Genomic DNA, 24730 nt, shown 5'->3' on the forward strand with positions numbered 1-24730 from the left:
ATTGCCGCCGCTATGTTCGAACTCGATCACGACCTTGCCCAGGACATCGTCGACCGGGCCATGGCCATTTTGCCGTACAACGTCAATGTCATGGACAGTCAGGGCCTGATCCTCGGCAGCGGTGAACCGGAGCGCATCAACACCCGGCATGAAGGCGCGCAACTGGTGCTGGCCAACGGGCGCGTGGTGGAAATCGATGCGCAGACGGCGGTGCACCTCAAAGGCGTGCAACCGGGCATCAACCTGCCGCTGTTGCTCGATCAGCGCTTGATCGGCGTGCTTGGCATCACTGGCGAGCCGGAGCAATTGCGCACCTACGCCGAGCTGGTGCGCATGACCGCCGAAATGCTCGTCGGCCAGCGCAATCAGCAGGCCGAGCAGCAATGGCGACGGCAGCGCTGCGATGATCTGCTGGCGCTGCTGTTGAGCGAGGCGGGGGATTCGCCGCGCCTGATCGATGAGGCGCAGCAGCTTGGACTCAAGCCGCAATTGACCCGGGTGCCGTATCTGTTTGAGCTGGGTCTTGAGCACGGGCCGGGGCAAACCGTCGAGGCACTGAGTGCGTGGCTGACCTCGCGTTATCCGGACAGTTGGTGCGTGAGTTCGGCGAAGTCGTCGCTGTTGTGGTGTCGCCCGGCGAGCCAGAACGTCGAGCACGATCGCCTGCTGGAAAAAATCGATGGCCTCGGCTGGAAGATTCTGCGCATCGCCGTCGGCGGGCAGGCGGATGGTCTGGCCGGGTTGCGCCGCTGTTATCGACGGGTCGGCGACTTGCTGGCGTATGGTCGTGACGTGCTGCCGAATTCGAGACTGCTGACGCTCAATCGTTATCGCTTGCCGGTCATGCTGTGGCGGCATCGCAACGATGATGCGCTGGACGAACTGCTCAAGCCGCTGCGCAAGGTCATCGCCAAGGACAGCAACGGCCAGTTGCTGGCGACCCTGCGCAGTTGGTGCGAGCACGACGGGCAGAGCCAGGCCTGTGCCGAAGCGCTGGGTATCCATCGCAACAGCCTGCGCTATCGCATGGAACGGATTGCCGAGCTGAGCGGGGTTGATCCGTTGAAGCTGGACGGGATGCTGGCGTTGTACCTGGGGGTGCAGCTGTTGCCGCAGACTGATCCGAATTGATCGGTGTATTTCGGGGCCTCTTCGCGAGCAGGCTCGCTCCCACATTAGAAATGCATGCCACTGTGGGAGCGAGCCTGCTCGCGAAGGGGCCGGAACATCCAGCGCCAGCCCTTTGTGGAAATGAACAATAAACGCCGACGCCACTTGTGCACCCGACCGGCGTCAACGCTCACGACCGCTGGCAGCATGAACGCCACTGCAACCGGAGAATTCCCATGAAGATCGTCATCGCCCCCGACTCGTTCAAGGACAGCCTGAGTGCCCAAGGCGTTGCCGAAGCCATTGCCCTCGGACTGGCACAGGTCTGGCCGCAGGCAACGCTGATCAAATGCCCGATGGCCGATGGCGGCGAAGGCACGGTCGAGTCGATTCTTGCAGCCTGCGAAGGTGAGTTACGCCGCACCCGCGTGCGCGGTCCACTGGGTGCGCCGGTCGATGCTGCTTGGGGTTGGCTACCGCACAACCACACCGCGATCATCGAAATGGCCGAGGCCAGCGGTCTGCAACTGGTCCCGCCGGGACAGCGCGATGCCTGCATCAGCAGCACGTTTGGTACGGGTGAGTTGATTCGTGCAGCGCTGGATGCCGGCGCGCAACGGGTGATCCTGGCGATCGGCGGCAGCGCGACCAATGATGGCGGTGCGGGTGCGATGCAGGCATTGGGTGTGAAGTTGCTGGATGCGCAGAATCAATCGTTGGTGCCCGGCGGCCTGGCCTTGGCGCAACTGGCGCGATTGGACCTGAGTGGACTTGATCCGCGCCTGGCCGATATGCGTTTCGACATCGCCGCCGACGTCAATAATCCGCTCTGCGGCCCCCACGGCGCCTCGGCCATTTTCGGCCCGCAGAAGGGCGCATCGCCCGCGCAGGTTGAGCAACTCGATCAGGCGCTGGGTCACTTTGCCAAACTCTGCGCGCAAGCACTGGGCAAGGACGTGCGCGATGAACCGGGCAGCGGCGCGGCGGGTGGTCTGGGGTTTGCCGCCAAGGCTTTTCTCGGCGCGCAGTTTCAGGCGGGCGTCGAGGTGGTGGCGGAACTGGTCGGGCTCGCTGAGGCGGTCAAAGATGCGGATCTGGTCATCACCGGAGAGGGCCGCTTCGATGCGCAGACCCTGCGTGGCAAAACACCGTTCGGGGTGGCGCGAATTGCCAAACGATACGCCGTGCCGGTGATCGTGATTGCCGGAACCTTGGGCGAGGGCTATCAGGAACTCTACCAACACGGCATCGACGCCGCGTTCGCCGTGACCAGTGGACCGATGACATTGGAACAGGCCTGCGCCGAAGCCCCGCGCCTGCTGCGTGAACGCGCTACAGATATTGCTCGGGTCTGGCAACTCGCCTCAGCCTGAAAAATATTTACCGCCGACCCGAAACCTTCCTCAAGCCTGGCCGATACAACGGTCAGGCGCACACAAAACCACAACTCAGTGCTGCCGGACTGTCGCCCGCTATGGGCCAGTGCTCACGGCATGGACGCTCGCAGTTTCTTTCTTTCGAGAGTCCGACCATGTCCCTGCGTAACCTGAATATCGCGCCCCGTGCTTTCCTCGGTTTTGCCTTTATCGCCTTGCTGGTGATTGTCCTCGGCGTGTTCGCCGTCAGCCGCATGACGGTCATTCGTCAGGCATCGATCGACATGGACACCAACCAGTTGCCAAGCGTGACCCACCTCAGCGTGGTCACGGAAAACGTCCTGCGCATGCGCATTCTTTCGTTCCGTGTGCTGGTCAATCGCGAACCGGCCAGCCTGCAAGAGGCAGAAACCCGCATCGCGGTGCTGGTCGACAAGGTGCGCAAAGCGCAGGCCAGCTACGCTGCGTTGCCGGCAGGCCCTGAAGAGCGCGCGGTCTTCCAGACGTTTTCGACGACGCTCGATAATTACCTGCAAGCGCAGAATCAGATGATTGAGCTATCGCGCAAAGGCGATCTGGAAGCGATGCGCGCGTTGATCAACACGCGCATCAAGGAAGGCACCGATCAGATGGGCGAGCAGCTCAACAAGCTGATCGGCATGAATACCGCCGGGGCCAGAGCGGCGGCCACCAAGGCCGGTGAAAACTATGACAGCGCCATCACCGGGATCATCATCGTCGCCGTGATTGCGGCGCTGGCCACCGTGTTGCTCGCCTGGTTGCTGACCCGCAGCATCGTCACGCCGCTCAACCGCGCCGTGCTCGCTGCGCAAACCATTGCCGACGGTGACCTCAGCAAAGCCATCGAAGTCGACGGCAAGGACGAACCGGCGCGCTTGCTTGAAGCCTTGGCAGCGATGCAGTCCAACCTGCGCAAAACCATCGAGCAGATCGCCGGTTCCGCCACGCAACTGGGCGCCGCTGCCGAAGAACTCAGCGCCGTCACTGAAGAAGCGTCGCGCGGGCTGCAGCAGCAGAACAACGAAATCGAGCAGGCCGCCACCGCCGTCAACGAGATGACCGCTGCGGTGGAAGAGGTGGCGCGCAACGCCGTGTCGACTTCCGAAGCGTCAAACCAGTCGACCCACGCCGCCCGCGAAGGTCGCGATCAGGTGGTGAAAACCGTCGACGCGATCCAGACCATGACTCACGACGTGCAGAACACCGCGCAGATGATCGAAGGCCTCGCCGCGCAAGGTCGTGACATTGGCAAGGTGCTGGACGTGATTCGGGCCATCGCCGAGCAGACCAACCTCTTGGCGCTCAACGCTGCAATTGAAGCGGCGCGTGCCGGCGAGGCTGGCCGTGGTTTCGCCGTGGTGGCGGACGAAGTGCGCGCCTTGGCGCATCGCACCGCGCAGTCGACTCAGGAAATCGAAAAAATGGTCGCCGGCATTCAAAACGGTACCGGTGAAGCGGTTTCGTCGATGCAGCAAAGCAATCAGCGCACTCAGTCCACGCTGGAAATGGCCCGCGCTGCCGGTGTGGCGCTGGAGCAGATCACGCAATCTATTCACCAGATCAACGAACGCAACCTTGTTATCGCCAGCGCTTCGGAAGAGCAGGCGCAAGTCTCCCGCGAAGTCGATCGCAACCTCGTCAACATCCGCGACCTCGCCACGCAATCGGCCGCCGGCGCCAACCAGACCAGCGCCGCGACCCACGAACTGTCGCGGCTGGCGGTGGATTTGAACGCCATGGTGGCGCGTTTCGTGATTTGAGATACGGTGAAGGCTGGAAACCGCGCTAACAGGAGACGTACATGCGCTATTCAGCCTTGACCCAACGAATCGCCGGGGAGGGTGCCGCTGCCTGGCAGATTCACGACCGAGCGCTGGAACTGCGCGCCGAGGGCGTTGATGTTTTGTTGTTGAGCGTCGGCGATCCGGATTTCGATACGCCGTTGCCGATCGTCCATGGTGCGATCGACAGCCTGTTGGCCGGCGACACCCATTACGCCGACGTGCGTGGACGGTTCGAGCTGCGCAGGCTGATTGCCGAGCGTCATCGCCAGCGCAGTGGTCAACGGGTCGATCCTGATCAGGTGATTGTCCTGCCCGGCGCGCAATGCGCGGTGTATTCGGTGGCGCAGTGTCTGCTTGATCCGGGTGATGAGGTGATCGTCGCCGAGCCCATGTACGTTACCTACGAAGGAGTGTTTGGCGCTTGCGGTGCCAAGGTAATTGCGGTGCCGGTGCGCCCGGAAAACGGTTTTCGTGTCGACCCGGCCGATGTCGCCGCGCGCATCACCCCGCGAACTCGCGCCATGCTGCTCAACAGCCCGAACAATCCCAGCGGCGCCAGTTTGTCGCTGCTGATCTGGCAGGAGCTGGCAGCGCTGTGCATTCGCCATGACCTGTGGCTGATCAGCGATGAGGTGTACAGCGAGCTTTTATACGAAGGCGAGCACATCAGCCCGGCGAGCCTGCCGGGCATGGCCGAGCGCACCGCGACGATCAACAGTCTGTCGAAATCCCATGCGATGACCGGTTGGCGCATCGGCTGGATGATCGGCCCGAAACCCTTGGCCGAGCATTTGGTGAATCTGTCGCTGAGCATGCTCTTCGGTCTGCCGGATTTCGTACAGAAGGCCGCGCAAGTGGCGCTGCAAAGCGATCTGCCGGAAGTCTCTCAGATGCGCGAGGAGTATCGCTTGCGCCGCGATCTGGTTTGCGAACGTTTGTACGGTTGCCCTGGGTTGCAGCCGATTCGCCCGGATGGCGGCATGTTCGTGATGGTCGATGTGCGCCAGACTGGCCTTGGCGCTCAGGCGTTTGCCGAGCGCTTGCTGGAAGGTTATGGCGTGTCTGTGCTGGCCGGCGAAGCGTTCGGGCCGAGCGCGGCGGGGCATATTCGCATCGGTCTGGTGGTGAATCGGGTCAAACTGGCGGATGCCTGCGCGCGGATTGCGTTGTGTGCGGTGCAGCTGTTGCAGGCGCGCAGTGCCTGAGGGTCTTGCATTGCCTGCCCCGGCGCCTTGCTGATCGTTCCCACGCTCCGCGTGGGAATGCCTCTAGGGACGCTCCGCGTTCCAGCTTTCGGAAGGGACGCGGAGCGTCCCGGGCTGCATTCCCACGCTGAGCGTGGGAACGATCAGTACGCAGAGCGTGGGAACGATCAGTTTAGAGGATTCACCAGATTCCCCGGCCGCTGCCCATTCAACGCCGCCAACAGATTCTCCACCGCACACCGCGCCATTGCTTCCCGGGTTTCATGGGTCGCCGAGCCCATGTGCGGCGTCGCCACCACATTGCTCAACTGCAACAACGGCGAGTCATGATTCAACGGCTCGCGCTCGAACACATCCAGGCCCGCCGCGCGAATGCGCTGGTTGCGCAACGCCTCGATCATTGCCGCCTCATCGACCACCTTGCCCCGCGAGATATTGATGAAGATGCTTTCCGGCCGCATCAGCGCAAATTGTTCCGCGCCGATCAAACGTTCGGTCTGCGCCGTCAGAGGCAAAGTCAGGCAAATGAAATCGGCCTGCTGGAGCAACTCTTCGAGGCTGCGATATTGCGCAGCGAACCGCTCCTCGACCGCCGGCTTGCGCGACTGACTGTGGTAGATCACCGGCATGCCGAAACCGAAATGCCCGCGCTGGGCCAACGCTTCGCCGATGCGGCCCATGCCGATGATGCCCAGCGTCTTGCCATGCACATCGGTGCCGAAATGCGCCGGGCCGATGTTGCGGCTCCACTGCCCGCCACGGACCATGTTCGCCAGTTCAACCACACGCCGCGCGGCAGCGAGGATCAGGGCGAAACCGGTGTCGGCGGTGGTTTCGGTGAGCACGTCGGGGGTGTTGGTCAGCAGAATCTTGCGCCGATTCAGATACTCGATGTCGTAGTTGTCGACACCCACCGAGACGCTGGCAATCGCCTCCAGTTGCGGCGCCAGATCCAGCAACGCTGCATCCAGTTTCAGGCTGGCGCCTAGCAAACCGTGGGCGCGGGGCAGGGCATCGCGCAACTGCATGAGGCCATCGGCGTTGAGGCTTTCGATCAGCGTTACGTCAAACTGCTCTTGCAGGCGCGCCATTAGCGCGGGCGAAAGTTTCTTGTACAGCACGACCTGTTTTTTCATGGCAAAAGTCCTTTCAGGAATGCGCCGGCACACGCGGTGTGGCGGCGGCTTTGGCGACGACGCAATCACTGGCGCCGGGCTTGAGGAAAATCGTCAGCACCACCGACAACAGCAACGCGCCGCTCATCAACAGGTAGGAGGCGCCGGGCGAGCCGGTGGAGCTGTTCAGGTAGCCGACCAGATACGAACCGCCGAACGAGCCGAGCGCGCCCATGCTGTTGATCAGCGCCATGGCGCCACCGGCAACGTTGGCCGGCAGGATCTCCGGAACGATGGCGAAAAACGGCCCATACGGCGCGTACATGCAGGCGCCGGCAATCACCAGCAGCGTGTACGACCACCAGAAATGTTCGGCGCCCAAGGCGTAAGAGCCATAAAACGCAATCGAAGCGATCAGCAGCGGCGGCCAGACGAAGCGTTTGCGCTTCTGCAATTTGTCCGAGCCCCACGACACCGCGAGCATGCCCAGCACCGCCGCCAGATAGGGCAGCGACGAGAGCCAGCCAGCCTCGATCATGTCCATTTGCGCGCCTGCCTTGAGGATCGATGGCAGCCACAAAACGAATCCGTAGACGCCGATGCTCCAGCAGAAAAACTGCAGCGCCAGGATGATCACCTTCGGCGAACGGAACGCCTCGGCGTAGTTCTTCACGGCTTTGATGCCGACCTGCTCTGCGGCGAGAGCGCTTTCCAGATCGTGTTTTTCCTGCTCATTGAGCCACTTGGCCTGGGCCGGACGATCATCGGCCAGACGCCACCAGATAAACGCCCACAACACTGCGGGCAGACCTTCGATGATGAACATCCAGCGCCAGCTGAAATGCTGTACCAGATAACCCGAGACTACCGACATCCACAGCATCGTCACTGGGTTGCCGAGGATCAGAAAAGTGTTGGCCCGCGAGCGTTCGGCACGGGTGAACCAGTGGCAGAGATAGACCAGCATCGCCGGCATCACCGCCGCTTCGACCACGCCGAGCATGAAGCGAATGACGATCAGCCAATAGGCGTTGGAGACCACGCCCGTCAGCGTGGCGAGCCCGCCCCAGAGAATCAGGCTGACGAAAATCAGCTTTTTCACGCTGTGTTTCTGCGCGTAGATCGCGCCCGGTACCTGGAAGAAAAAGTACCCAAGAAAGAACAGCGCGCCGAGCAGCGAGGACAGGCCCGGCGTGATCATCAGGTCTTCGGCCATGCCCGACGCGGCGGCAAAACCGTAGTTGGCGCGATCGAGATAGGCCAGGCTATATGTGATGAACACAATCGGCATGATGTACCACCAGCGGCGGGTGGCGAGGGTAGCGGTTTTCATCGGTGTGACTCCTGAGCTTGTTGTTTTTGTCGCAGCAGGTTCATTGATTTGCGGTGATCAGGCGGGCCTCTTCGCGAGCAGGCTCGCTCCCACAGGCGATTGCATGCCAAATGTGGGAGCGAGCCTGCTCGCGAAGGCGGATTCAAATTCAATCGATAACTCTTGGCGGGTCGGCAACCCCTCCATGTCGCCACGACTCTGCACCGCGCGACTGCCAATCCAGTTCGCTCGCTGCACAGCCTCGGCAAAACTCTGATGCTCGAGCAGGGCACTGATCATCCCGACCGCAAAGCCATCACCGGCGCCCACGGTATCGACCACGTTGCTTACCGGCACGCCAGCGACAAAACCCTGATCCAGCTGCGTGCGGTAATAAGCGCCTTCAGGCCCGAGCTTGATCGCCACCGCCTCCGCACCTTGATCCAGATAGAACGCAGCAATGTCGGCCGGGTCGTCGAAACCGCTAAGCAGGCGGCCCTCGCTTAAGCCCGGCAACACCCAGTGGGCGAGGGCGGCGAGGCGGTTGATCTCGCGGATCATCTCGCTTTCGCTGGCCCACAGGCTTGGGCGCAGATTCGGGTCGAACGACACGCTGCGTCCGGCGGCGCGCATGCGGGTTATCAGCTCGAGGGACATTTCCCGCGCCGAGGCGGATAGCGCTGGAGGAATACCGGTGGCGTGCAAATGGCGGGCGCTGAGCAGGTTGTCGTTGATGGAGTGCGGCGACAAATGACTGGCCGCCGAACCGCGCCGGAAATATTCGACCTGCGGGTCGCTGCCGTCGTCGTTGCGCGATTTGAACTGGAATCCGGTCGGATGGTTTTTATCGACTTCGACGTGGCTGCAATCCAGACCTTCCTTGATCAGCGTCTCGACCACAAAGCGTCCGAGTGAATCGTTGCCGACCCGGCTCAACCACGCGACGTTGAAACCCAGACGCGACAAGCCGATCGCGACGTTGCTGTCGGCCCCGGCAATCCGTTTGTGAAACTGCTCGACCTTAGCCAGATCGCCGGTCTGCTCGGCGACCAGCATTGCCATGGTTTCACCGAAGGAAAGAATATCGATCTCAGACATGGGCTGGCTCCAGGCGCGATTGACCGAGGCGGGCGAGGGCGGCGACGTGTTCACGGGTCAGTTGCACCAAGTCATCGCCTTGCAGCGGGTATTCGGCGGCGCGCATAACGCCTTGGTCCATGTGCCGCAGCAGTTGTTCCCAAAGATGCAGGTCGCTGATGGCCGGCGGTACGGCGACCAGTTTGCCGTCGGCGCGGCGCGCAACGGCTTTGCAATGCACATAACCGACGTGACGGCCGAGCGCGCGTGCGGCGCTGGCGGCGGACTGGTCCTGCCAGTGCCAGTTGCCAATGTCGAAAGTCATCTTGATCGGCAGGTTGTGCTGCTCGACGGCGGCGAAGAAACGCTGGAATGGCTCGATGCGCCCGCCATGTAAGGTTTGATCGTTCTCTACCAGCAGTTGCACCGGGCTTTGCTTGAGTCGCTCGGCCAGTGCCTGCAAATCAGAGTTGTCGGTGAAATAACCGAGGGACACCTTCAACCATTTCGAGCCGAATGCCCGGGCCTGTTGCAGCGCGGTAATCAGTTCGGGATTTGGCTGCGCTTGCCCTGCGAGCCAGAGTTCGGTGGGTGAGGAATAAATGCTTTGCAAGCCCTGCGCCTGGGTAGCCTGAGCGAGTTGCGCCGGGTCTTCCCGGGTCAGCAACTCTTCGCGCCACTCGATGCGATTGGCGCCGGAGGCCGCGAGGATCTCAATAAAGGAATCCTGCCCACGCTGGCGCACAAGCTCGGCGCCGTAGCTGGACAGACTGATGGAAACGGCTGGTTTATTCATTGTTATTGACCTCTGAAACCGGTTTCATTTTTGTTCAAAAAAATATCAAGTAGTTCTGCAGTGTTCTTCTGCAGGCCTTCGCGAGCAGGCTCGCTCCCACAATGGAATGGGATCAACCTGTGGGAGCGAGCCTGCTCGCGAAAGCGCCAGATCAGACGCCGTCAATCCCTCGGGTCGAACCCCGCTCAATCAGCACAGGGGCAAAATCCACCACCCGCGCCATCTCATCATCCCCGCGCAAGCGCTTGAGCAGACACTCAAACGCCCGCGCGCCAATCTCTTGCGTCGGCTGTGCCAGCGCGGTAATTCCGCTGCCCACCAGCGGATACCAGTCCAGATCATCCAGGGCAATCAACCCGACATCTTCAAATAGACGCACGCCCAGCGCGCGCAGCGCATGCGTTGCCGCCAACGCCGCCACGCCATTGGCGCAAAACAGCGCTTTCGGGCCATCACCGGGTGTGTTTAAAAAGCTTTGAAGTTGCGCGTTCAGATCATCACCGGTTTCCAGCACCGCCCCAGTCAGGGTCGAGCGCTGAGCAATCTGCGCCTGAAAACTGCTGACCCGCTCGATCCGCGAGCTGGTGCCGTCATACGGTTCGGTGACCAGCAAAAGATCCCGATATCCGCGTTGTTCGAGATGCGCGAGCGCCATCTCTACTGCTTGCGAGTTGTTCAACCCGACCATGTCGCTGTCGAGCCCGTCGACCTTGCGATCCACCAGCACCAAGGGCATCTCGCGGCGCAACTCGTGCAACTCGTCTCGATGATGGCCCAGTGTGTTCACGATCAGCCCTTCGATGTTGTACGAGCGCAACAGCGCCAGATGCTGGCGCTCCTGCTCGTCATCGCGGTCGGTGTTGCAAACCACCAGGCTGTAGCCGTGCGCCCGGCAGGCGGTTTCCACCCCGTGCATCACGGCAATTGAATAAGGGTTACGGATATCGGCGACAAGCATGCCGATCAGGCGCGTACGCCCGCGTTTCAGGCCGCGGGCCATTTGGTTGGGGCGGTAGCCGAGTTCATCAATCGCCTGCTCGATGCGCCGGGCTATGGCATCGGAGAGCAGGGCGCGGTCATCGCCGATGAAACGCGAGACGCTGGCCTTGGATACGCCGGCATGTTCGGCAACGTCGAGCATGGTCACGCGGCTTCGTTGTGCGGCGGAGAAATCGTTCACGGGCGTATAGACCTTATTTTTATATTGCGGGGATAAGCTCTGAAACCGGTTTCAGTGTTCTCCGAAAAACGAAATATCGTCAAGTGCTCTCTTATTCGCTTGCAGTGATCCATCCTGTTATTCCGACAGACGGTCATTTGACCTGTCAGATATGACAGTAGGCAAAAGGGAGAATCCGGCGCTTAATCGAAACAACACACAGAGTTCATTGACGCGCACACAGCAGATTATCGCAGAGAGTAGATAACATGGAGCAGAGTAATCAGCTCACCGCGGAGCCTTTTACATTAGATGGAATTAGTTCATCAGACCCGGACGGCCACGTGCCGCCGGATGTTTTGATTAACGGGACGAAAGGGAGAATACCGCGCTGGGCAAATTTTCCACAAAAGCCGCTTCCAGGTGAAGATGAAGATTACACGAAGCTTTATGTTTATTGGGAGCAAAACAAAGAAACGAACGTGATTTTCTGCGAGAGATATACCTATCTCGACGATAAACCAGAGTTCGAATTCGATCTCACAGCAGAACATATGAAAGAGGACGGCCTTGCCGACATTTATTATCTGCTTGTGGGGCGTAATGGTAATGATGATGAATCGCCCCGGCGTAGACTAACAATAGTACACGCTCTCAAGCCCACGCTTCGTAAACCAGCATTTCCGGATGCGGATCTTTGGGGCTATATAAATTGCAAAACCGTTCCTTGGGTTGGGGAAAAAATACAGGTCGAGATAGTGCCTGAGGCTGCGGATATATTCCAGCATGAGGATGTGTGTGTACTCGTCTGGCAGGGGTTTGCGACATTAAATGGATCTCCCCCTGTACTCACTCCGCAGCATACGTTCAGGGAAATAATTGATGGTGATAAACCTGTTAAGGGGTTTGTTATAGATATTCCGTTTGATCCTTTTATAAGGCCTATGTTTGACAAGCATTCTGCTATCGCCCGATACACCATTATCCGTCGGGGGGTACCGATTTATGCCTCACATCCTGGTCTGGTCAAAATAGACCGCGTCGAGTCGGGTTGTCCAGAGCCCTGCGGCGGCGGTCCTTTGAAGTAAATGTTGTAACACAGCCGTAATCAAAGCGGTTTTTGGCCTCTACGTCATGCATGTCGCTCATGTTGGCGACAGAAAGTTGCTTGGGTGCGGCTTGGGTTTTTAATTACTACGAGGAAATGAAGGTGAATACTTCGATTTTTAACGATAAGCCGCAATCTGCTGTTGCTCTTGGTAAAAGTAGTCGCCTTGCGCTGCGTACTTCTAACGTTAACGTAGGGGTGCGCTTGGCTGATCCCGAGTTCGTTGGCTTGCTACCGGGTAGGCTGTTGCCGAAGGCAATCATTGATTCAGGTACCGCCCAGGTAAAATTCCTGACTTCAACAATCCTGACGCCCGAAGATAACGATTTATATGAGTTGTACCAGCGCAAGGGCCCGGGCGGTACAGAAGACATGATTACAGACGACAATTTGGGGGCAGTCGCCGGCCGCCCGGCGGAAGTGCTTATCGACGTGCCGACCGCGGCGCTGGTGGATGATGATGTGAATAAAGCTTCAACAACGTGGCAGTTTCAGTTACGCGTACAAAACGGAAAAAACGGCAATTGGGACGACTCGAATTGGCTCACTGTAGAAATCGATAAAAATCCACCAGAGGTGGACAAGGTAACGGGTACGAAATTTCCGCCGGAAAGAGCTGTTTACATGAATTTGCCCGATAAAACCGTCGACGACGCATGGCTGGAGAATAATGAGTTCTTACAAGTAAGTATCAATCGAAACTACGAGTTTTATAGTGCAACCGACACTATTCATGTGTATTCAGGCTCCACATATGGAACTGGAAAGTTGCTCCATACTCAGCGGTTAACAGCGGACACAGTTGACGTGCCAAGTGCTGAATTGCCAAAAATAGACGCGCGGGAATATCTTTGGTACACGCTGACGGACGCGACGGGCAACATCAGCGAGCAAGCGGTTGCCAATGATTATCAAATTTCTCGAACCCCACCTCCAGTCTTTCACGATTGTGAGTTTCCCCAGGGTATCTTGCCGGACCCAATCGACCTCAACGATCTGCAGGGTACGGTGTATTTGAATGTCAAACGCCCGGACAATGCGCAAGACACCGACCGCATTGCTGCAACTGTCACCAATGGAACGCTTCCAGTCAGTTTGGGGACTCGCCCCTTGGGTGCCGCCACTGTGCTGCAGTTCCCTATCACAACCAGCAGATTGCTGGCGCTCTGGAATAATGCGACCGCGGCAGTGCCGATTACTGGATCTTATAAGTTTTTTCGTGGAACTGAACCTGAAGTTGCTCCGCCAGGTACCGACTCCCAAATCAATTTACTTGCCCCCGGCCCAAGTAATCCGGGCTTTCCGGACATCAAAAACCCGAACATGGTAGAAGTTACCGTGGAGGGTGCGTCGGGAACCAAGAACCACATCACCGCTTCCGACCGTTTGGCGGATATCACATTCAGCACACCGATGATAAAAACCGGCGACACGTGGGTGCCTGTAACTGGCGACATTGCCAGATTCTGGATAAACGGCGAGGAAGTTGCTGACTTTACGCTGACTGCGGGTAATACGGACCCATTGACTCATACCATGACGCCTGATGAGTTTGATGCAGTGATCGGGGCACCAGGTCCAAAGCAGGCATATTGGACGATCGAAAATAGCGCTACCAGTCCAGCCGTCATAGAGTCACTTAACACTGAAGTCCAGGTGGATCTCGCCAAGGTCGACTTAGTGGCGCCAACAGTTAGGCTGTTCAATGGACTAGTATCATGCGCGTATCTGACCCGGCCTGATCGAGAGTTGCCGGTTACCGTGACGATAGATGCAACGCATATGCCGAAAGACACAGTTGTTACCGTTTATTCGGAAGGCTATGAGGACGCGCTTGGAACCAAAAAAATCGGTGGAACAGAGTTTTTGGACACTTATACCATACTTGGCACCGAAAGCTCGGCGGAATTCGTTCTTAATATCAAGCCTTATTTGACCAAGATCAAGCCTATTCAACCACCCTTCAGTTCCGGGTTGCCAAATGGCTATATCAAAATCTGGTATTCGATACTCATCTCGGGTGCTCCAAATCCTTCTGAAGAGTTTTTTAACGAGGTGTCGCTACTAAATTCAAGTAACAATTATTGCGAAGGTACTCCGACAATTTAGGTTTGTCAGCATTGCTGCCGGGACAGGTTGTCCCGGCAGTTGGCAACGATTGGAAAAAAACAATTGTGCAATATCGGACATGTCCTACATACCAATGCGTAACGGATCGGTAGTTTGGCGCCGCCTTGGGTGAAGGATCTACTCGATCTATCACCATCGACGTATATTTGGAGGATTGGATTTGAGTACTTCATCTCTTTGCAAAACCACACATTTTCGCTCTCGTGCCAAGACCGTTATCTGGCTTGGAACCTCTTCGTTCTGCTTCTCATTGCTGAATTGCGAGTCTGCTTTCGCCGCCGGACTGGTGGGAACGGCTCATACAGTCACCAAAGGCGATAACGTGGAGTCCTGGCAGCTTTCACAGCAGGCGACATTGAATATCGATCAGGCTGAGACTCTGGGCATCGTCGCTCGGCAATCTCAAGTCAATGCGGTAGGGGCAACCACTCAGCAGATCTTTGCCTCCGCTGGATCAGTGGTAAACCTGGCGGGAACCACTGTGACAGGTGGCAATGCGCGTTCCGGGGTTGAACTGACTAACAGTACCGCGACGATTTCTGGCAATAGCACTATCTCCAGTGATCGCCTTGGGCTCCAGGCCGGACGCAACATCAACGTCGATTCCGGCTCGAAGGTGACGGTCAGTGACAGTACGATCCGCGGGGCAACAGGCGGAGCACGTGCAACGGCCTTCAGTACATTAGAGTTTTCGGGCTCTACTATCGAAGGGACCGGTGCAGGCAGTTATGGTGTAACGTTGCTGAGCGGTTCGGCTTCCGCTACGGAAGGCAGCCAGATACTTGGTGGTCAGAATGGCGTAAGGCTTGGACTCGAGGGTGCAGGGCTGCCTGGAAGCCATTTGCTGTTGCGAGGTTCAGGTGTTGAGGGCAAAGGCGGGTCGGCAATTGTCGTGGATTACCAGGGGACCAGCGCAGCCGCCTCCCGGATCGACGTCCTCGACGGCTCGGCGCTGACGGGTGGCTCCGGGACCATTATTGAAGTCAAGGGGCTGGGCAATGCGGACTTCAATGTGGAGCGCAGCGACCTGATGGGCAACGTGCAGATTGCGGATACCAGTACGGCAGCGCTTGGTTTCAACCAGGCATCGTTGACCGGAGATGTGACAGCCGATACTGGAGCAACTGCTTCTGTAGCACTGCAGCAGGATTCGCAATTGACCGGTGTCATGACCAATGTCTCCAGCGCCACTATCGATTCGACGTCACGCTGGAACATGACGGGCAACAGTCAGGTGGGCGATTTGGCGCTCAATGGCGGTACGGTAAGGATCGGTGCCGATACCGTTTTCAATCAACTGGACGTGCGCAACCTTTCTGGTAGTGGCTTGTTTGAAATGAATGTCAATTTCACAACAAATCAATCCGACGTGCTGAATATCACAGGAACAGCGACTGGAGATCATCGTTTGTTGGTCGCCTCAACTGGGACAGAGCTGCCGAGCGGTCAACCCGTGGATCTTGTGCATGTCGCCGGCGGTGACGCCAAATTCTCATTGGCCAACGTCAATGGCGAGGTCGATCTAGGTGCGTTTTCTTATGGCTTGAAACAGAGTGAAAGCGGCAACGACTGGTTTCTCGATCCGACTGCTCGGACGGTCAGTCCGTCTACTCGCGCTGTCACAGCGCTTTTCAATACTGCCATCACTGTGCTTGATGGAGAGGCTATGTCTTTACGCAGCCGTATGGGTGAAGTGCGTTTCAATCGCTCTAAATCCGGCGCGTGGGGGAGGGCGTATGGCAGTAAGTACAATGTTTCGGACGCGTTTGGTGATGGTTATCGACAAGATCAGCATGGTTTCACGCTTGGCGCAGATGCTCCGCTGCCTATAGGCGGTGGACAGTGGCTGTTGGGCGTCATGGCCGGGCAAAGTCATTCTGACTTGAATTTGCACCGCGGAACCAGCGGCACGATCAAAAGTTACTATGTGGGCTCCTATCTCACCTGGATCGATAATGCCAAAGGTTATTACGTTGATAATGTGATCAAGTTCAATCGTTTCCAGAATGAAGCTAAAGTCGGGTTGAGTGATGGAAATCGTACGAAGGGTGATTACGATAACACTGGTGTCAGCGGATCTATTGAATTCGGACGCCATTTCGCATTCGATCAAGGCTATTTCATCGAACCGTATATCCAAGGCAGTGCTGCAATAATCCAGGGCAAAGATTATCACCTGGCGAACGGCTTGAGCGTCGAGGGTGATCGTACCCGTTCCATGCGTGCCGAGGGCGGTATGACGTTAGGTCGAAACTTGCAATTGCGCAACGGAGTTGTCTGGCAGCCTTATGTTCGTGCGGCTTTAGCTCACGAGTTCTCAAAGAGTAACGAAGTACAGGTGAATAATAATGTATTCAATAACGACCTTTCCGGCTCGCGTGTAAAAGTTGGCGGCGGTGTTGCGCTTAACATGTCGGATCGATGGCAGGCGCATGCGGAACTGGAATATATGAGGGGCAACAATATCGAAATGCCTATCGGCGCAACGCTTGGCCTTCAATTGAAATGGTGAATAAGTAAGTTAACGAGTTATAAAAAAGCCCCTTCATAAATGATGGGGCTTTGATTATTTTGTCAAGTCAAGGAGGTGTCGAAAGTTGCGGTGCAGGGAAATGTTCCACTTGCGTCCGATTTAGCTACGTCAGCTGTGAAGGTGCCAGTGAATCGATCGGTTTCCATGTCCAGTTTATAGTCCAAGGTGCCCGAGGTCGCTTTTTGTAGAGTTGGGGCCTGCTGGTTTTCGTAGCTGTTGTAAGTGATATTTGCACCGACATCAAACTCAGTAATAGCCGTTGATGCCTCAAGCTTGGATTTTTCAAAAACAATGGTGAAGGTCCGTACGAATGGCTTTTCACGGTCATAGGCAATGACGATGTATACGTCACCCCTGCCGGGGGTCGTGTCCGACCTTAATTCTGTATACCAAGCTCTGAATTTCGTGCCGTCTTCCAGGTCGGCGGTGAAGTCGTCTATGAAGTCGTTTTGGTTATAGCCAGTTTTCAGTGCCGCGCTGCGCATGAGTTAAATCTCCATATTAGCGAGTCGGGAAGATCCAGGCAGCATCGTAAGATAAGAGTGCGTGGACAACCCATATAAGACGACCTTCACTGTCTTGTAAACTGTCAGATATTACAGCTATGCAATAGACTGTTTTTATGCTTGGAGTCGTAGAGTGATTCAACTGAACAAGCCAGCCGCAATGTTCATCGAGAATCCCAATATTGCTGTATTGAATACAAATCCAATCAGCGACTGCGCGAGGACAATCTTTCGAATATCCCGTGTCGCAACACCCACATCCGAAGTCTGCACAGCCACGCCGATGGTGAACGAGAAGTACAGAAAATCCCAGTAATTGGGGGTGGTCAGTCCTTCCGCAAAACGCAGTGCTGGCTCCTTCCCATTCCAGGTGTAAAACAACCTCGCGTAGTGCACGCAAAAGATCACCCCGATCAGCAGCCATGAGCCGATCACCGTCAGCGCTGTGAAGCCGTAGTGCATCAATTTGTGTGTGTTATCCAGATCTTTGCTGCCCGTCAGTTCAAATGTGATGGTGGCCAGGCTTGCCAGCGCGGCGATGCACACGACGAAAAGCACCAGTCCAGCGTTTTCATCCTCGATCTCGGCGATGCGACGCACATCCGGGGCCTTGGCGCGTATGGTCAGCCAGAACATCAGGACCAGGTAAGTCCAGACACCGGCGTTCCAGCCGATGAGGATTTTGCTGACGATGGAGTCGGCCGGGACCAGCAGGCCCGTTGCGAGGCCGAACAGGGCGGCGCCGGAAAGACGAGGGTGGGTGCGGGCGAGGAAGGGCATGAAAGCTCGGTAGGTGAGGGAGGTTTTACCACCTTAGCCCAGCGATGACAGATGTGGCCACTGCGCATGATGTTGGCCAATCCTTGTGGGAGCGAGCCTGCTCGCGAAGACGTCAGCAGATTCAACATTAATGTTGGCAGACCGGACGCATTCGCGAGCAGGCTCGCTCCCACAGTTTGATCAGCGTTGTTTGGTGAATCGTTGTACGAGCTTCATGACCACGACGAAAAACACCGGCACGAAGATTACCGCCAGTGTCGCGGTGATCATCCCGCCGATCACGCCCGTGCCGATCGCCTGCTGACTCGCCGAGCTGGCACCCGTGGCAATAGCCAACGGCACCACGCCGAGAATGAACGCCAGCGAGGTCATCACGATCGGCCGCAAGCGCAAGCGAGCAGCCTGCAACGTTGCATCGATCAGGTCGTGACCTTCGTCATACAGGCTCTTGGCAAACTCGATAATGAGGATCGCGTTCTTCGCCGACAGTCCGATGATGGTGATGAGACCGACCTTGAAGAACACATCGTTGGGCATGCCACGCATTGTCACCGCCAACACCGCGCCGAGCACGCCCAGCGGCACCACCAGCAATACAGAGGTCGGAATCGACCAGCTTTCATACAGCGCCGCCAGACACAGGAACACCACCAGCAGCGACAGGCCAAGCAGAATCGGCGCCTGATTGCCGGACAGACGCTCCTGCAACGACAACCCAGTCCATTCCTGGCCCAAGCCCTTCGGCCCCAACGCTACCAAACGCTCGATTTCCGCCATCGCTTCGCCAGTGCTGTGCCCTGCTGAAGGTTCGCCGGAGATGGCAATCGCCGGATAACCGTTGTACCGGGTCAACTGCGCCGGGCCTTGAATCCAGTTGGCCTGGACAAATGCCGACAGCGGCACCATGTTCCCGGTGTTGTTGCGCACATGCATTTTCAGCAAGTCGTCTACCTGACTGCGCTGATCACCTTCGGCTTGCACGACCACGCGCTGCATGCGGCCCTGATTGGGGAAGTCGTTGATGTAGCTGGAACCCACCGCAGTGGACAGCACATTACCGATGTCGGCAAACGAAACGCCCAAGGCGTTCGCCTGCTTGCGGTCGACGATCAATTGCACTTGCGGCGCTTCCGCCAGCGCGCTTTCACGGACGTTCATCAATACCGGACTTTTCTCGGCGGCGGCGAGCAGTTCCGTGCGCGCCTGCATCAACGTCGCATGGCCCAGACCACCGCGATCCTGCAAACGGAACTCGAAACCGCTGGACGTGCCAAGTCCATCCACCGGCGGCGGCAGCACCGAGAAGGCCATGGCGTCCTTGATCTGACTCAACGCAGCGTTGGCGCGATCGGCAATCGAGCTGGCAGCATCGTCACTGCCACGTTCCGACCAATCCTTGAGCGTCGAAAACGCCAGCGCTGCGTTCTGCCCGCTACCGGAAAAACTGAAACCCAAGATCACCACACTGTCACTGATTCCCGGCTCACCGGCGTTGTGCGCTTCGAGCTGTTCGGCTACTTGTACGGTGCGGTTCTTGGTCGCGCCCGGCGGCAGCTGGATATCGGTAATGGTGTAGCCCTGATCTTCTGTAGGCAGAAACGAAGAAGGCAGGCGCGCGAAACAGAACCCAAGTCCAATCAACAGGACGACGTAGATCATCAGGTAGCGACCGGTGCGCTTGAGCGCATAGCCGACCCAACCCTGATAGCGATCGGTCAGTTGCTCGAAACGACGATTGAACCAGCCAAAGAATCCGGACTTCTCGTGATGCTCACCCTTGGCGACAGGCTTGAGCAATGTTGCGCACAACGCCGGCGTCAACGTCAGGGCGAGGAACGCCGAGAACAGAATCGACGTCGCCATGGACAGCGAGAACTGCTGGTAAATCACCCCGACCGAGCCTTGCATGAACGCCATCGGAATAAACACCGCGACCAGCACCAGGGTGATGCCGATAATCGCGCCGGTAATCTGCGTCATTGCCTTGCGCGTGGCTTCCTTGGGCGACAAGCCCTCAGTGGCCATGATCCTCTCGACATTCTCTACCACGACGATGGCGTCATCCACCAGAATGCCGATGGCCAGCACCATGCCGAACATGGTCAGCACGTTGATCGAGAAGCCCAGCGCCAGCATGGTCGCGAACGTGCCCATCAGCGCCACCGGCACCACCAGCGTCGGGATCAGCGTGTAGCGCACGTTCTGCAGGAACAGGAACATCACTGCAAACACCAGCAGCATCGCTTCGCCAAGGGTGTAGATCACTTTGGTGATCGAGACTTTGACGAAGGGCGAGGTGTCGTACGGAATCTTGTACTCCACGCCCGCCGGGAAGTAGCGCGCCAGCTCATCCATCTTCGCCCGCACCAGCGTTGCGGTGTTCAGTGCGTTGGCGCCGGGAGACAGCTGCACGCCGACGGCGGTGGACGGCTTGCCGTTGAGGCGAGTGCCGAACTGATATTCCTGACTGCCGATTTCGACGCGCGCGACATCACCGATGCGCACCGTGGAGCCGTCGCGGTTGGCCTTGAGCACGATGTCGGCAAATTCCTGAGGCGTCGACAATTGGCCTTTGACCAGAATCGTCGCAGTGATTTCCTGTGTGGAAGGCGACGGCAAATCACCGATGCTGCCCGCTGAAACCTGGGCGTTCTGCGCAACGATGGCTTCGTTGACATCGGCCGGCGTCAGGTTGAACGCGATGAGCTTCTGCGGATCGATCCAGATGCGCATCGCCCGCTCGGCACCATACAACTGCGCCTTGCCGACACCGTCCAGGCGCTTGATCTCGTTCATCACATTGCGCGCCAGATAATCGCTGAGCGCCACGTCATCGAGCTTGCCGTCGCTGGAGGTCAGGGTAATCAGCAAGAGGAAACCGGAAGAGACCTTCTCCACCTGCAAGCCTTGCTGATTGACCGCTTGCGGCAGACGCGACTCGACAACCTTCAGACGGTTCTGCACATCGACCTGCGCCAGTTCCGGGTTGGTGCCCGGCTGGAAAGTTGCCTTGATCGTCGCGCTGCCGAGGCTGCTCTGCGATTCGAAGTAGAGCAAGTGATCGGCGCCGTTGAGCTCTTCCTCGATCAGGCTGACCACGCTCTCATCGACGGTCTGCGCCGAGGCGCCTGGGTACACGGCATAGATTTCGATCTGCGGCGGTGCGACGTCCGGGTATTGCGCGACCGGCAACTGCGGAATGGCCAGCGCACCGGCCAACAGGATGAACAGGGCGACCACCCAGGCGAATACTGGGCGATCGATAAAGAAATGCGGCATATAAGAGCGTCCTGCTTACTGACCAGTGGTCTGGGCAAGTGGAAGAGGGGTTTCGTCGACCTGTACTTTTTCCCCGGGACGGGCGTGTTGCAGGCCTTCGATGACAATACGGTCGCCGGGCTTCAGGCCGCCGGTGACGATCCAGCGATTGTTCTGCACCGCACCCAGTTGCACCCGTTGCTGCGCCACGCGCATCTGCTCATCGACGGTCAGCACCTGGGCAATGCCGGCACTGTCACGCTGCACCGCGCGTTGCGGCACGGTAATGCCGTTCTGAATGGTTGCCTGTTCAAGGCGTACGCGGATGAAACTGCCCGGCAGCAGGTCGAGATCCGGATTGGGGAATTCACTGCGCAGGATGATTTGGCCAGTGCCCGGATCAACGGTGATGTCGCTGAACAGCAGCTTGCCAGGCAATGGATACAGGCTGCCGTCATCCTGAATCAGTGTGGCCTTGACCTGGTCCTGACCGACTTCCTGTAACTGCCCGGAACGGAACGCCCGGCGCAGTTCATTGAGTTCGCGAGTCGACTGGGTCAGGTCGGCATGGATCGGGTTGAGCTGCTGAATCAGCGCCAGTGGCGTGGTTTCGTTCTGCCCCACCAGCGCACCTTCGGTGACCAGCGCGCGGCCGATGCGGCCGGAGATCGGCGCGGTGACGGTGGCATAACCGAGGTTCAGTTTCGCCCGTTCCAGCGCTGCCTTGCTGGCGGCGACATCAGCGGCGGTCTGCCGGGCAGCGGCTCGGGCGTTGTCGTAGTCCTGGCCGCTGATGGCCTGGTCCTCGATCAACTGCGCATAGCGTTGTTCTTGCAGTTTCGCCTGAAAGGCGTTGGCCTCGGCTTTGCGCAGCGCGGCTTCGGCACTGTCCAGATCGGCCTTGAACGGCGCCGGGTCAATGCGGAACAGCACATCGCCTTTTTTCACGTCGCTGCCTTCGCGATAGGTGCGCTGCAACACCACGCCGGCTACTCGCGCACGCACTTCGGCAATCCGTGGCGCGGCGATGCGGCCGCTCAGTTCGCTGCTGATCGACAGGGGCTCGGTTTTAATGGTCTCGACGCGCACGGTGGCCGGCGGCGTCTGCTCTTCGGCGTTCGAGGATGAATCACAAGCGCTCAGCGTCAGCGCCAATGCGATCAGGCCGAGCCCGGCCAGCAGTTTTCCAGACATGTACAACCCCCAATATTGAAGGCCGCATCCTACGGCCAGACGGGGAGGTTAGCGGTGAAGCTTTGTAGCTGCTGTGTGAAATTGTGTAAGGGTTTTGCTCCGTGGCGGGTGAGGGCGTATATCCTGCAGGCCTTGAAATTTATTGCGACAGTTCGATCGCTTTCGCGAGCAGGCGCGCTCCCACAGGAGATCGCATTTCAATGTGCGAGCGAGTGAGCCCTGACTGTCGCCCCAGCATTTTCTGGAACACCCCATGCCCAACATCCTCCTGGTCGAAGACGACACCGCCCTCGCCGAACTGATTTCCAGCTACCTGGAGCGCAACGGTTATTCCGTCAGCGTCATCGGCCGTGGCGACCATGTGCGCGAACGGGCGCGGATCAGTCCGCCGGATCTGGTGATCCTCGACCTCATGCTGCCAGGTCTCGACGGTTTACAAGTGTGCCGCTTGCTGCGCGCCGATTCAGCGACCTTGCCGATCCTCATGCTCACAGCCCGCGATGACAGCCATGATCAAGTGCTGGGCCTGGAAATGGGCGCTGACGATTACGTCACCAAACCCTGCGAGCCACGGGTGCTGCTGGCGCGGGTGCGTACCTTGTTGCGGCGCAGCAGCCTGGGCGAACCGTTGGCGGTCAATGACCGGATCGTCATGGGCAATCTGTGCATTGATCTGTCCGAGCGCACCGTGACCTGGCGTGATCAAGCGGTTGAGCTGTCCAGCGGCGAATACAATTTGCTGGTTGTGCTGGCCCGGCACGCCGGCGAAGTGCTGAGTCGCGATCAGATTCTGCAGCGGCTGCGCGGTATCGAATTCAACGGTACCGATCGCTCGGTGGACGTGGCGATTTCCAAGTTGCGACGCAAGTTCGATGATCACGCCGGCGAGGCGCGCAAGATCAAGACCGTGTGGGGCAAGGGCTATCTGTTCAGCCGCTCCGAGTGGGAATGCTGAGCTGATGTTTCGTATTCTGTTTCGCCTGTATCTGGTGACGATCGTCTCCTATAGCGCGGCGATCTATCTGGTGCCGGATCTGGTGGTCATGGCCTTCCGGGATCGCTTCGTCACCTACAACCTGGACTTTTCCCGAGGTCTGCAATCGCTGATCACCAAGCAGTTTCATGCCGCGCCGCAAGAGCAGTGGCCGGAGATTGCAGCGGCGATGGACAAGGAATTCCAGCCGCTGCACATCGTCCTGACGCCAATCGACGACCCGGTTTTCACCCCCATCGAGCAGGAACGTCTGCACCGGGGTGAAAACGTGGTGCGCATCGGCGACTGGGGCTGGCGAACTTTGGCAGTCACTCCGCTGAATGCGGACATGGCCGTGCGTATGGTCGTACCGCCGGATCCGGTCGACGTCGATCTGTTGTACTGGAGCATCAACGTACTGATCGGCGCCATGCTGCTCGGCTGCCTGCTGCTCTGGTTGCGCCCGCACTGGCGCGATCTAGAGCGCCTGAAAGGCACTGCCGAACGCTTCGGCAAAGGCCACTTGAGCGAGCGAACCAGAATCGCCCCGAGTTCGAACATCGGCAGCCTCGCCAACGTGTTCGACACCATGGCTGGCGATATTGAAAACCTGCTCAACCAGCAACGTGATCTGCTTAACGCCGTTTCCCATGAGCTGCGTACACCATTGACGCGTCTGGATTTCGGCCTGGCATTGGCCTTGTCGGAAGACTTGCCGGCCGCCAGCCGCGAGCGCTTGCAGAGCCTGGTCGCGCACATTCGTGAGCTGGATGAATTGGTGCTGGAGTTGCTTTCCTACAGCCGTTTGCAGAATCCGGCGCAATCGCCCGAGCGCATCGAGGTGTCGCTCGACGAGTTCATCGACAGCATTCTCGGCAGCGTCGATGAGGAGCTGGAATCGCCGGAGATCGTGATTGACGTTCTGTTGCACGGCCAGCTCGAACGCTTTGCGCTGGATCCGCGCCTGACCGCTCGGGCCATCCAGAACCTGTTGCGCAATGCCATGCGCTATTGCGAAAAGCGTATTCAGATTGGCGTGCAGGTGATTGCCGGCGGATGTGAGATATGGGTTGATGACGATGGCATCGGCATTCCCGACGACGAGCGCGAGCGGATCTTTGAACCGTTCTATCGGCTCGACCGCAGCCGTGATCGCGCGACGGGTGGATTCGGCCTCGGTTTGGCGATCAGCCGCCGCGCACTGGAAGCGCAGGGCGGTACCTTGACGGTTGAAAGTTCGCCGCTGGGTGGGGCGCGATTCAGGCTGTGGTTGCCGGCCACGGCCTGAACCGT

At 58.3% G+C, this 24730-nt stretch carries 18 protein-coding genes; 9 read left to right on the top strand and 9 right to left on the bottom strand.

Going from position 1 to position 24730, the window contains the following annotated elements; genetic code table 11:
* Nucleotides 1-12 precede the first annotated feature (12 nt).
* From D8U61_RS23920 to D8U61_RS23935, 4 genes are all read left to right on the top strand, one after another.
* A complete protein-coding gene (locus D8U61_RS23920; RefSeq protein WP_130927776.1) occupies nucleotides 13-1131 on the top strand; it encodes a sugar diacid recognition domain-containing protein in 1119 nt (372 codons plus the stop codon).
* A 215-nt stretch (nucleotides 1132-1346) separates the two neighbouring features.
* Entirely contained in the window at nucleotides 1347-2483 is a 1137-nt protein-coding gene (locus D8U61_RS23925) for a glycerate kinase (RefSeq protein ID WP_130927777.1), read from the top strand.
* Between the two features lie 158 nt (nucleotides 2484-2641).
* Entirely contained in the window at nucleotides 2642-4267 is a 1626-nt protein-coding gene (locus tag D8U61_RS23930) for a methyl-accepting chemotaxis protein (protein WP_071172587.1), read from the top strand.
* Between the two features lie 41 nt (nucleotides 4268-4308).
* A complete protein-coding gene (locus D8U61_RS23935; RefSeq protein ID WP_130927778.1) occupies nucleotides 4309-5496 on the top strand; it encodes an aminotransferase class I/II-fold pyridoxal phosphate-dependent enzyme in 1188 nt (395 codons plus the stop codon).
* A 167-nt stretch (nucleotides 5497-5663) separates the two neighbouring features.
* Here the strand turns inward: D8U61_RS23935 and D8U61_RS23940 are convergent, their stop codons facing one another.
* The 5 genes from D8U61_RS23940 to D8U61_RS23960 all read right to left on the bottom strand — a co-directional run bounded on the left by D8U61_RS23940 (nucleotide 5664) and on the right by D8U61_RS23960 (nucleotide 10976).
* Nucleotides 5664-6632 carry a D-glycerate dehydrogenase gene (locus D8U61_RS23940; RefSeq protein ID WP_130927779.1) on the bottom strand — a complete coding sequence of 323 codons (969 nt, stop codon included), beginning with the start codon at nucleotides 6630-6632 and terminating at the stop codon, nucleotides 5664-5666.
* Nucleotides 6633-6645: 13 nt separating this feature from the next.
* Nucleotides 6646-7944, bottom strand: coding sequence for an MFS transporter (locus D8U61_RS23945; protein WP_130901596.1), 1299 nt, complete (start codon nucleotides 7942-7944; stop codon nucleotides 6646-6648).
* Between the two features lie 57 nt (nucleotides 7945-8001).
* The gene (locus tag D8U61_RS23950) at nucleotides 8002-9021 is read right to left on the bottom strand and encodes a sugar kinase (RefSeq protein WP_130927780.1); all 1020 of its coding nucleotides are present in this window, start codon (nucleotides 9019-9021) and stop codon (nucleotides 8002-8004) included.
* Entirely contained in the window at nucleotides 9014-9796 is a 783-nt protein-coding gene (locus D8U61_RS23955) for a TIM barrel protein (RefSeq protein WP_130927781.1), read from the bottom strand. The genes D8U61_RS23950 and D8U61_RS23955 overlap by 8 nt, the downstream gene beginning before the upstream one ends.
* Nucleotides 9797-9947: 151 nt before the next feature.
* Complete coding sequence (locus tag D8U61_RS23960) at nucleotides 9948-10976, bottom strand: LacI family DNA-binding transcriptional regulator (RefSeq protein ID WP_130927782.1); 1029 nt, start codon at nucleotides 10974-10976, stop codon at nucleotides 9948-9950.
* Nucleotides 10977-11224: 248 nt separating this feature from the next.
* On the opposite strand from D8U61_RS23960, the gene D8U61_RS23965 reads away from it, so the two are divergent.
* The 3 genes from D8U61_RS23965 (at nucleotide 11225) to D8U61_RS23975 (ending at nucleotide 16705) form a co-directional block, all read left to right on the top strand.
* Nucleotides 11225-12043 (top strand): hypothetical protein, encoded by an 819-nt coding sequence (locus tag D8U61_RS23965; protein ID WP_130901598.1) that lies wholly within the window; start codon nucleotides 11225-11227, stop codon nucleotides 12041-12043.
* 122 nt (nucleotides 12044-12165) lie between these two features.
* Entirely contained in the window at nucleotides 12166-14172 is a 2007-nt protein-coding gene (locus D8U61_RS23970) for a hypothetical protein (RefSeq protein ID WP_130927783.1), read from the top strand.
* Between the two features lie 181 nt (nucleotides 14173-14353).
* Nucleotides 14354-16705, top strand: a complete 2352-nt coding sequence (locus D8U61_RS23975; RefSeq protein WP_130927784.1) for an autotransporter outer membrane beta-barrel domain-containing protein — start codon at nucleotides 14354-14356, stop codon at nucleotides 16703-16705.
* A 62-nt stretch (nucleotides 16706-16767) separates the two neighbouring features.
* Here the strand turns inward: D8U61_RS23975 and D8U61_RS23980 are convergent, their stop codons facing one another.
* The 4 genes from D8U61_RS23980 to D8U61_RS23995 form a co-directional block, all read right to left on the bottom strand.
* Entirely contained in the window at nucleotides 16768-17211 is a 444-nt protein-coding gene (locus D8U61_RS23980; protein ID WP_130927785.1) for a hypothetical protein, read from the bottom strand.
* A 159-nt stretch (nucleotides 17212-17370) separates the two neighbouring features.
* Complete coding sequence (locus tag D8U61_RS23985; RefSeq protein ID WP_130889137.1) at nucleotides 17371-18012, bottom strand: DUF1345 domain-containing protein; 642 nt, start codon at nucleotides 18010-18012, stop codon at nucleotides 17371-17373.
* Between the two features lie 180 nt (nucleotides 18013-18192).
* Nucleotides 18193-21291, bottom strand: coding sequence for an efflux RND transporter permease subunit (locus tag D8U61_RS23990; protein ID WP_130927786.1), 3099 nt, complete (start codon nucleotides 21289-21291; stop codon nucleotides 18193-18195).
* Nucleotides 21292-21306: 15 nt separating this feature from the next.
* On the bottom strand, nucleotides 21307-22464 hold the full coding sequence (locus D8U61_RS23995; RefSeq protein WP_130901603.1) for an efflux RND transporter periplasmic adaptor subunit: 1158 nt from the start codon (nucleotides 22462-22464) through the stop codon (nucleotides 21307-21309).
* Between the two features lie 253 nt (nucleotides 22465-22717).
* On the opposite strand from D8U61_RS23995, the gene D8U61_RS24000 reads away from it, so the two are divergent.
* On the top strand, nucleotides 22718-23419 hold the full coding sequence (locus D8U61_RS24000) for a response regulator transcription factor (RefSeq protein ID WP_016774890.1): 702 nt from the start codon (nucleotides 22718-22720) through the stop codon (nucleotides 23417-23419).
* A gap of 4 nt (nucleotides 23420-23423) precedes the next feature.
* On the top strand, nucleotides 23424-24725 hold the full coding sequence (locus D8U61_RS24005) for an ATP-binding protein (protein ID WP_073476613.1): 1302 nt from the start codon (nucleotides 23424-23426) through the stop codon (nucleotides 24723-24725).
* Nucleotides 24726-24730: the final 5 nt, after the last annotated feature.

The sequence above is a fragment of the Pseudomonas sp. Sample_14 genome (assembly GCF_004307515.1).
Taxonomy (GTDB): Bacteria; Pseudomonadota; Gammaproteobacteria; order Pseudomonadales; family Pseudomonadaceae; genus Aquipseudomonas; species Aquipseudomonas atacamensis.

Excerpts from the sequence above, each read along its gene's own strand:
- D8U61_RS23920 (WP_130927776.1), top strand. The coding sequence starts at position 13 with ATGTTCGAACTCGATCACGACCTTGCCCAGGACATCGTCGACCGGGCC.
- D8U61_RS23925 (WP_130927777.1), top strand. The coding sequence starts at position 1,347 with ATGAAGATCGTCATCGCCCCCGACTCGTTCAAGGACAGCCTGAGTGCC.
- D8U61_RS23930 (WP_071172587.1), top strand. The coding sequence starts at position 2,642 with ATGTCCCTGCGTAACCTGAATATCGCGCCCCGTGCTTTCCTCGGTTTT.
- D8U61_RS23935 (WP_130927778.1), top strand. The coding sequence starts at position 4,309 with ATGCGCTATTCAGCCTTGACCCAACGAATCGCCGGGGAGGGTGCCGCT.
- D8U61_RS23940 (WP_130927779.1), bottom strand. The coding sequence starts at position 6,632 with ATGAAAAAACAGGTCGTGCTGTACAAGAAACTTTCGCCCGCGCTAATG.
- D8U61_RS23945 (WP_130901596.1), bottom strand. The coding sequence starts at position 7,944 with ATGAAAACCGCTACCCTCGCCACCCGCCGCTGGTGGTACATCATGCCG.
- D8U61_RS23950 (WP_130927780.1), bottom strand. The coding sequence starts at position 9,021 with ATGTCTGAGATCGATATTCTTTCCTTCGGTGAAACCATGGCAATGCTG.
- D8U61_RS23955 (WP_130927781.1), bottom strand. The coding sequence starts at position 9,796 with ATGAATAAACCAGCCGTTTCCATCAGTCTGTCCAGCTACGGCGCCGAG.
- D8U61_RS23965 (WP_130901598.1), top strand. The coding sequence starts at position 11,225 with ATGGAGCAGAGTAATCAGCTCACCGCGGAGCCTTTTACATTAGATGGA.
- D8U61_RS23980 (WP_130927785.1), bottom strand. The coding sequence starts at position 17,211 with ATGCGCAGCGCGGCACTGAAAACTGGCTATAACCAAAACGACTTCATA.
- D8U61_RS23985 (WP_130889137.1), bottom strand. The coding sequence starts at position 18,012 with ATGCCCTTCCTCGCCCGCACCCACCCTCGTCTTTCCGGCGCCGCCCTG.
- D8U61_RS23990 (WP_130927786.1), bottom strand. The coding sequence starts at position 21,291 with ATGCCGCATTTCTTTATCGATCGCCCAGTATTCGCCTGGGTGGTCGCC.
- D8U61_RS23995 (WP_130901603.1), bottom strand. The coding sequence starts at position 22,464 with ATGTCTGGAAAACTGCTGGCCGGGCTCGGCCTGATCGCATTGGCGCTG.
- D8U61_RS24000 (WP_016774890.1), top strand. The coding sequence starts at position 22,718 with ATGCCCAACATCCTCCTGGTCGAAGACGACACCGCCCTCGCCGAACTG.
- D8U61_RS24005 (WP_073476613.1), top strand. The coding sequence starts at position 23,424 with ATGTTTCGTATTCTGTTTCGCCTGTATCTGGTGACGATCGTCTCCTAT.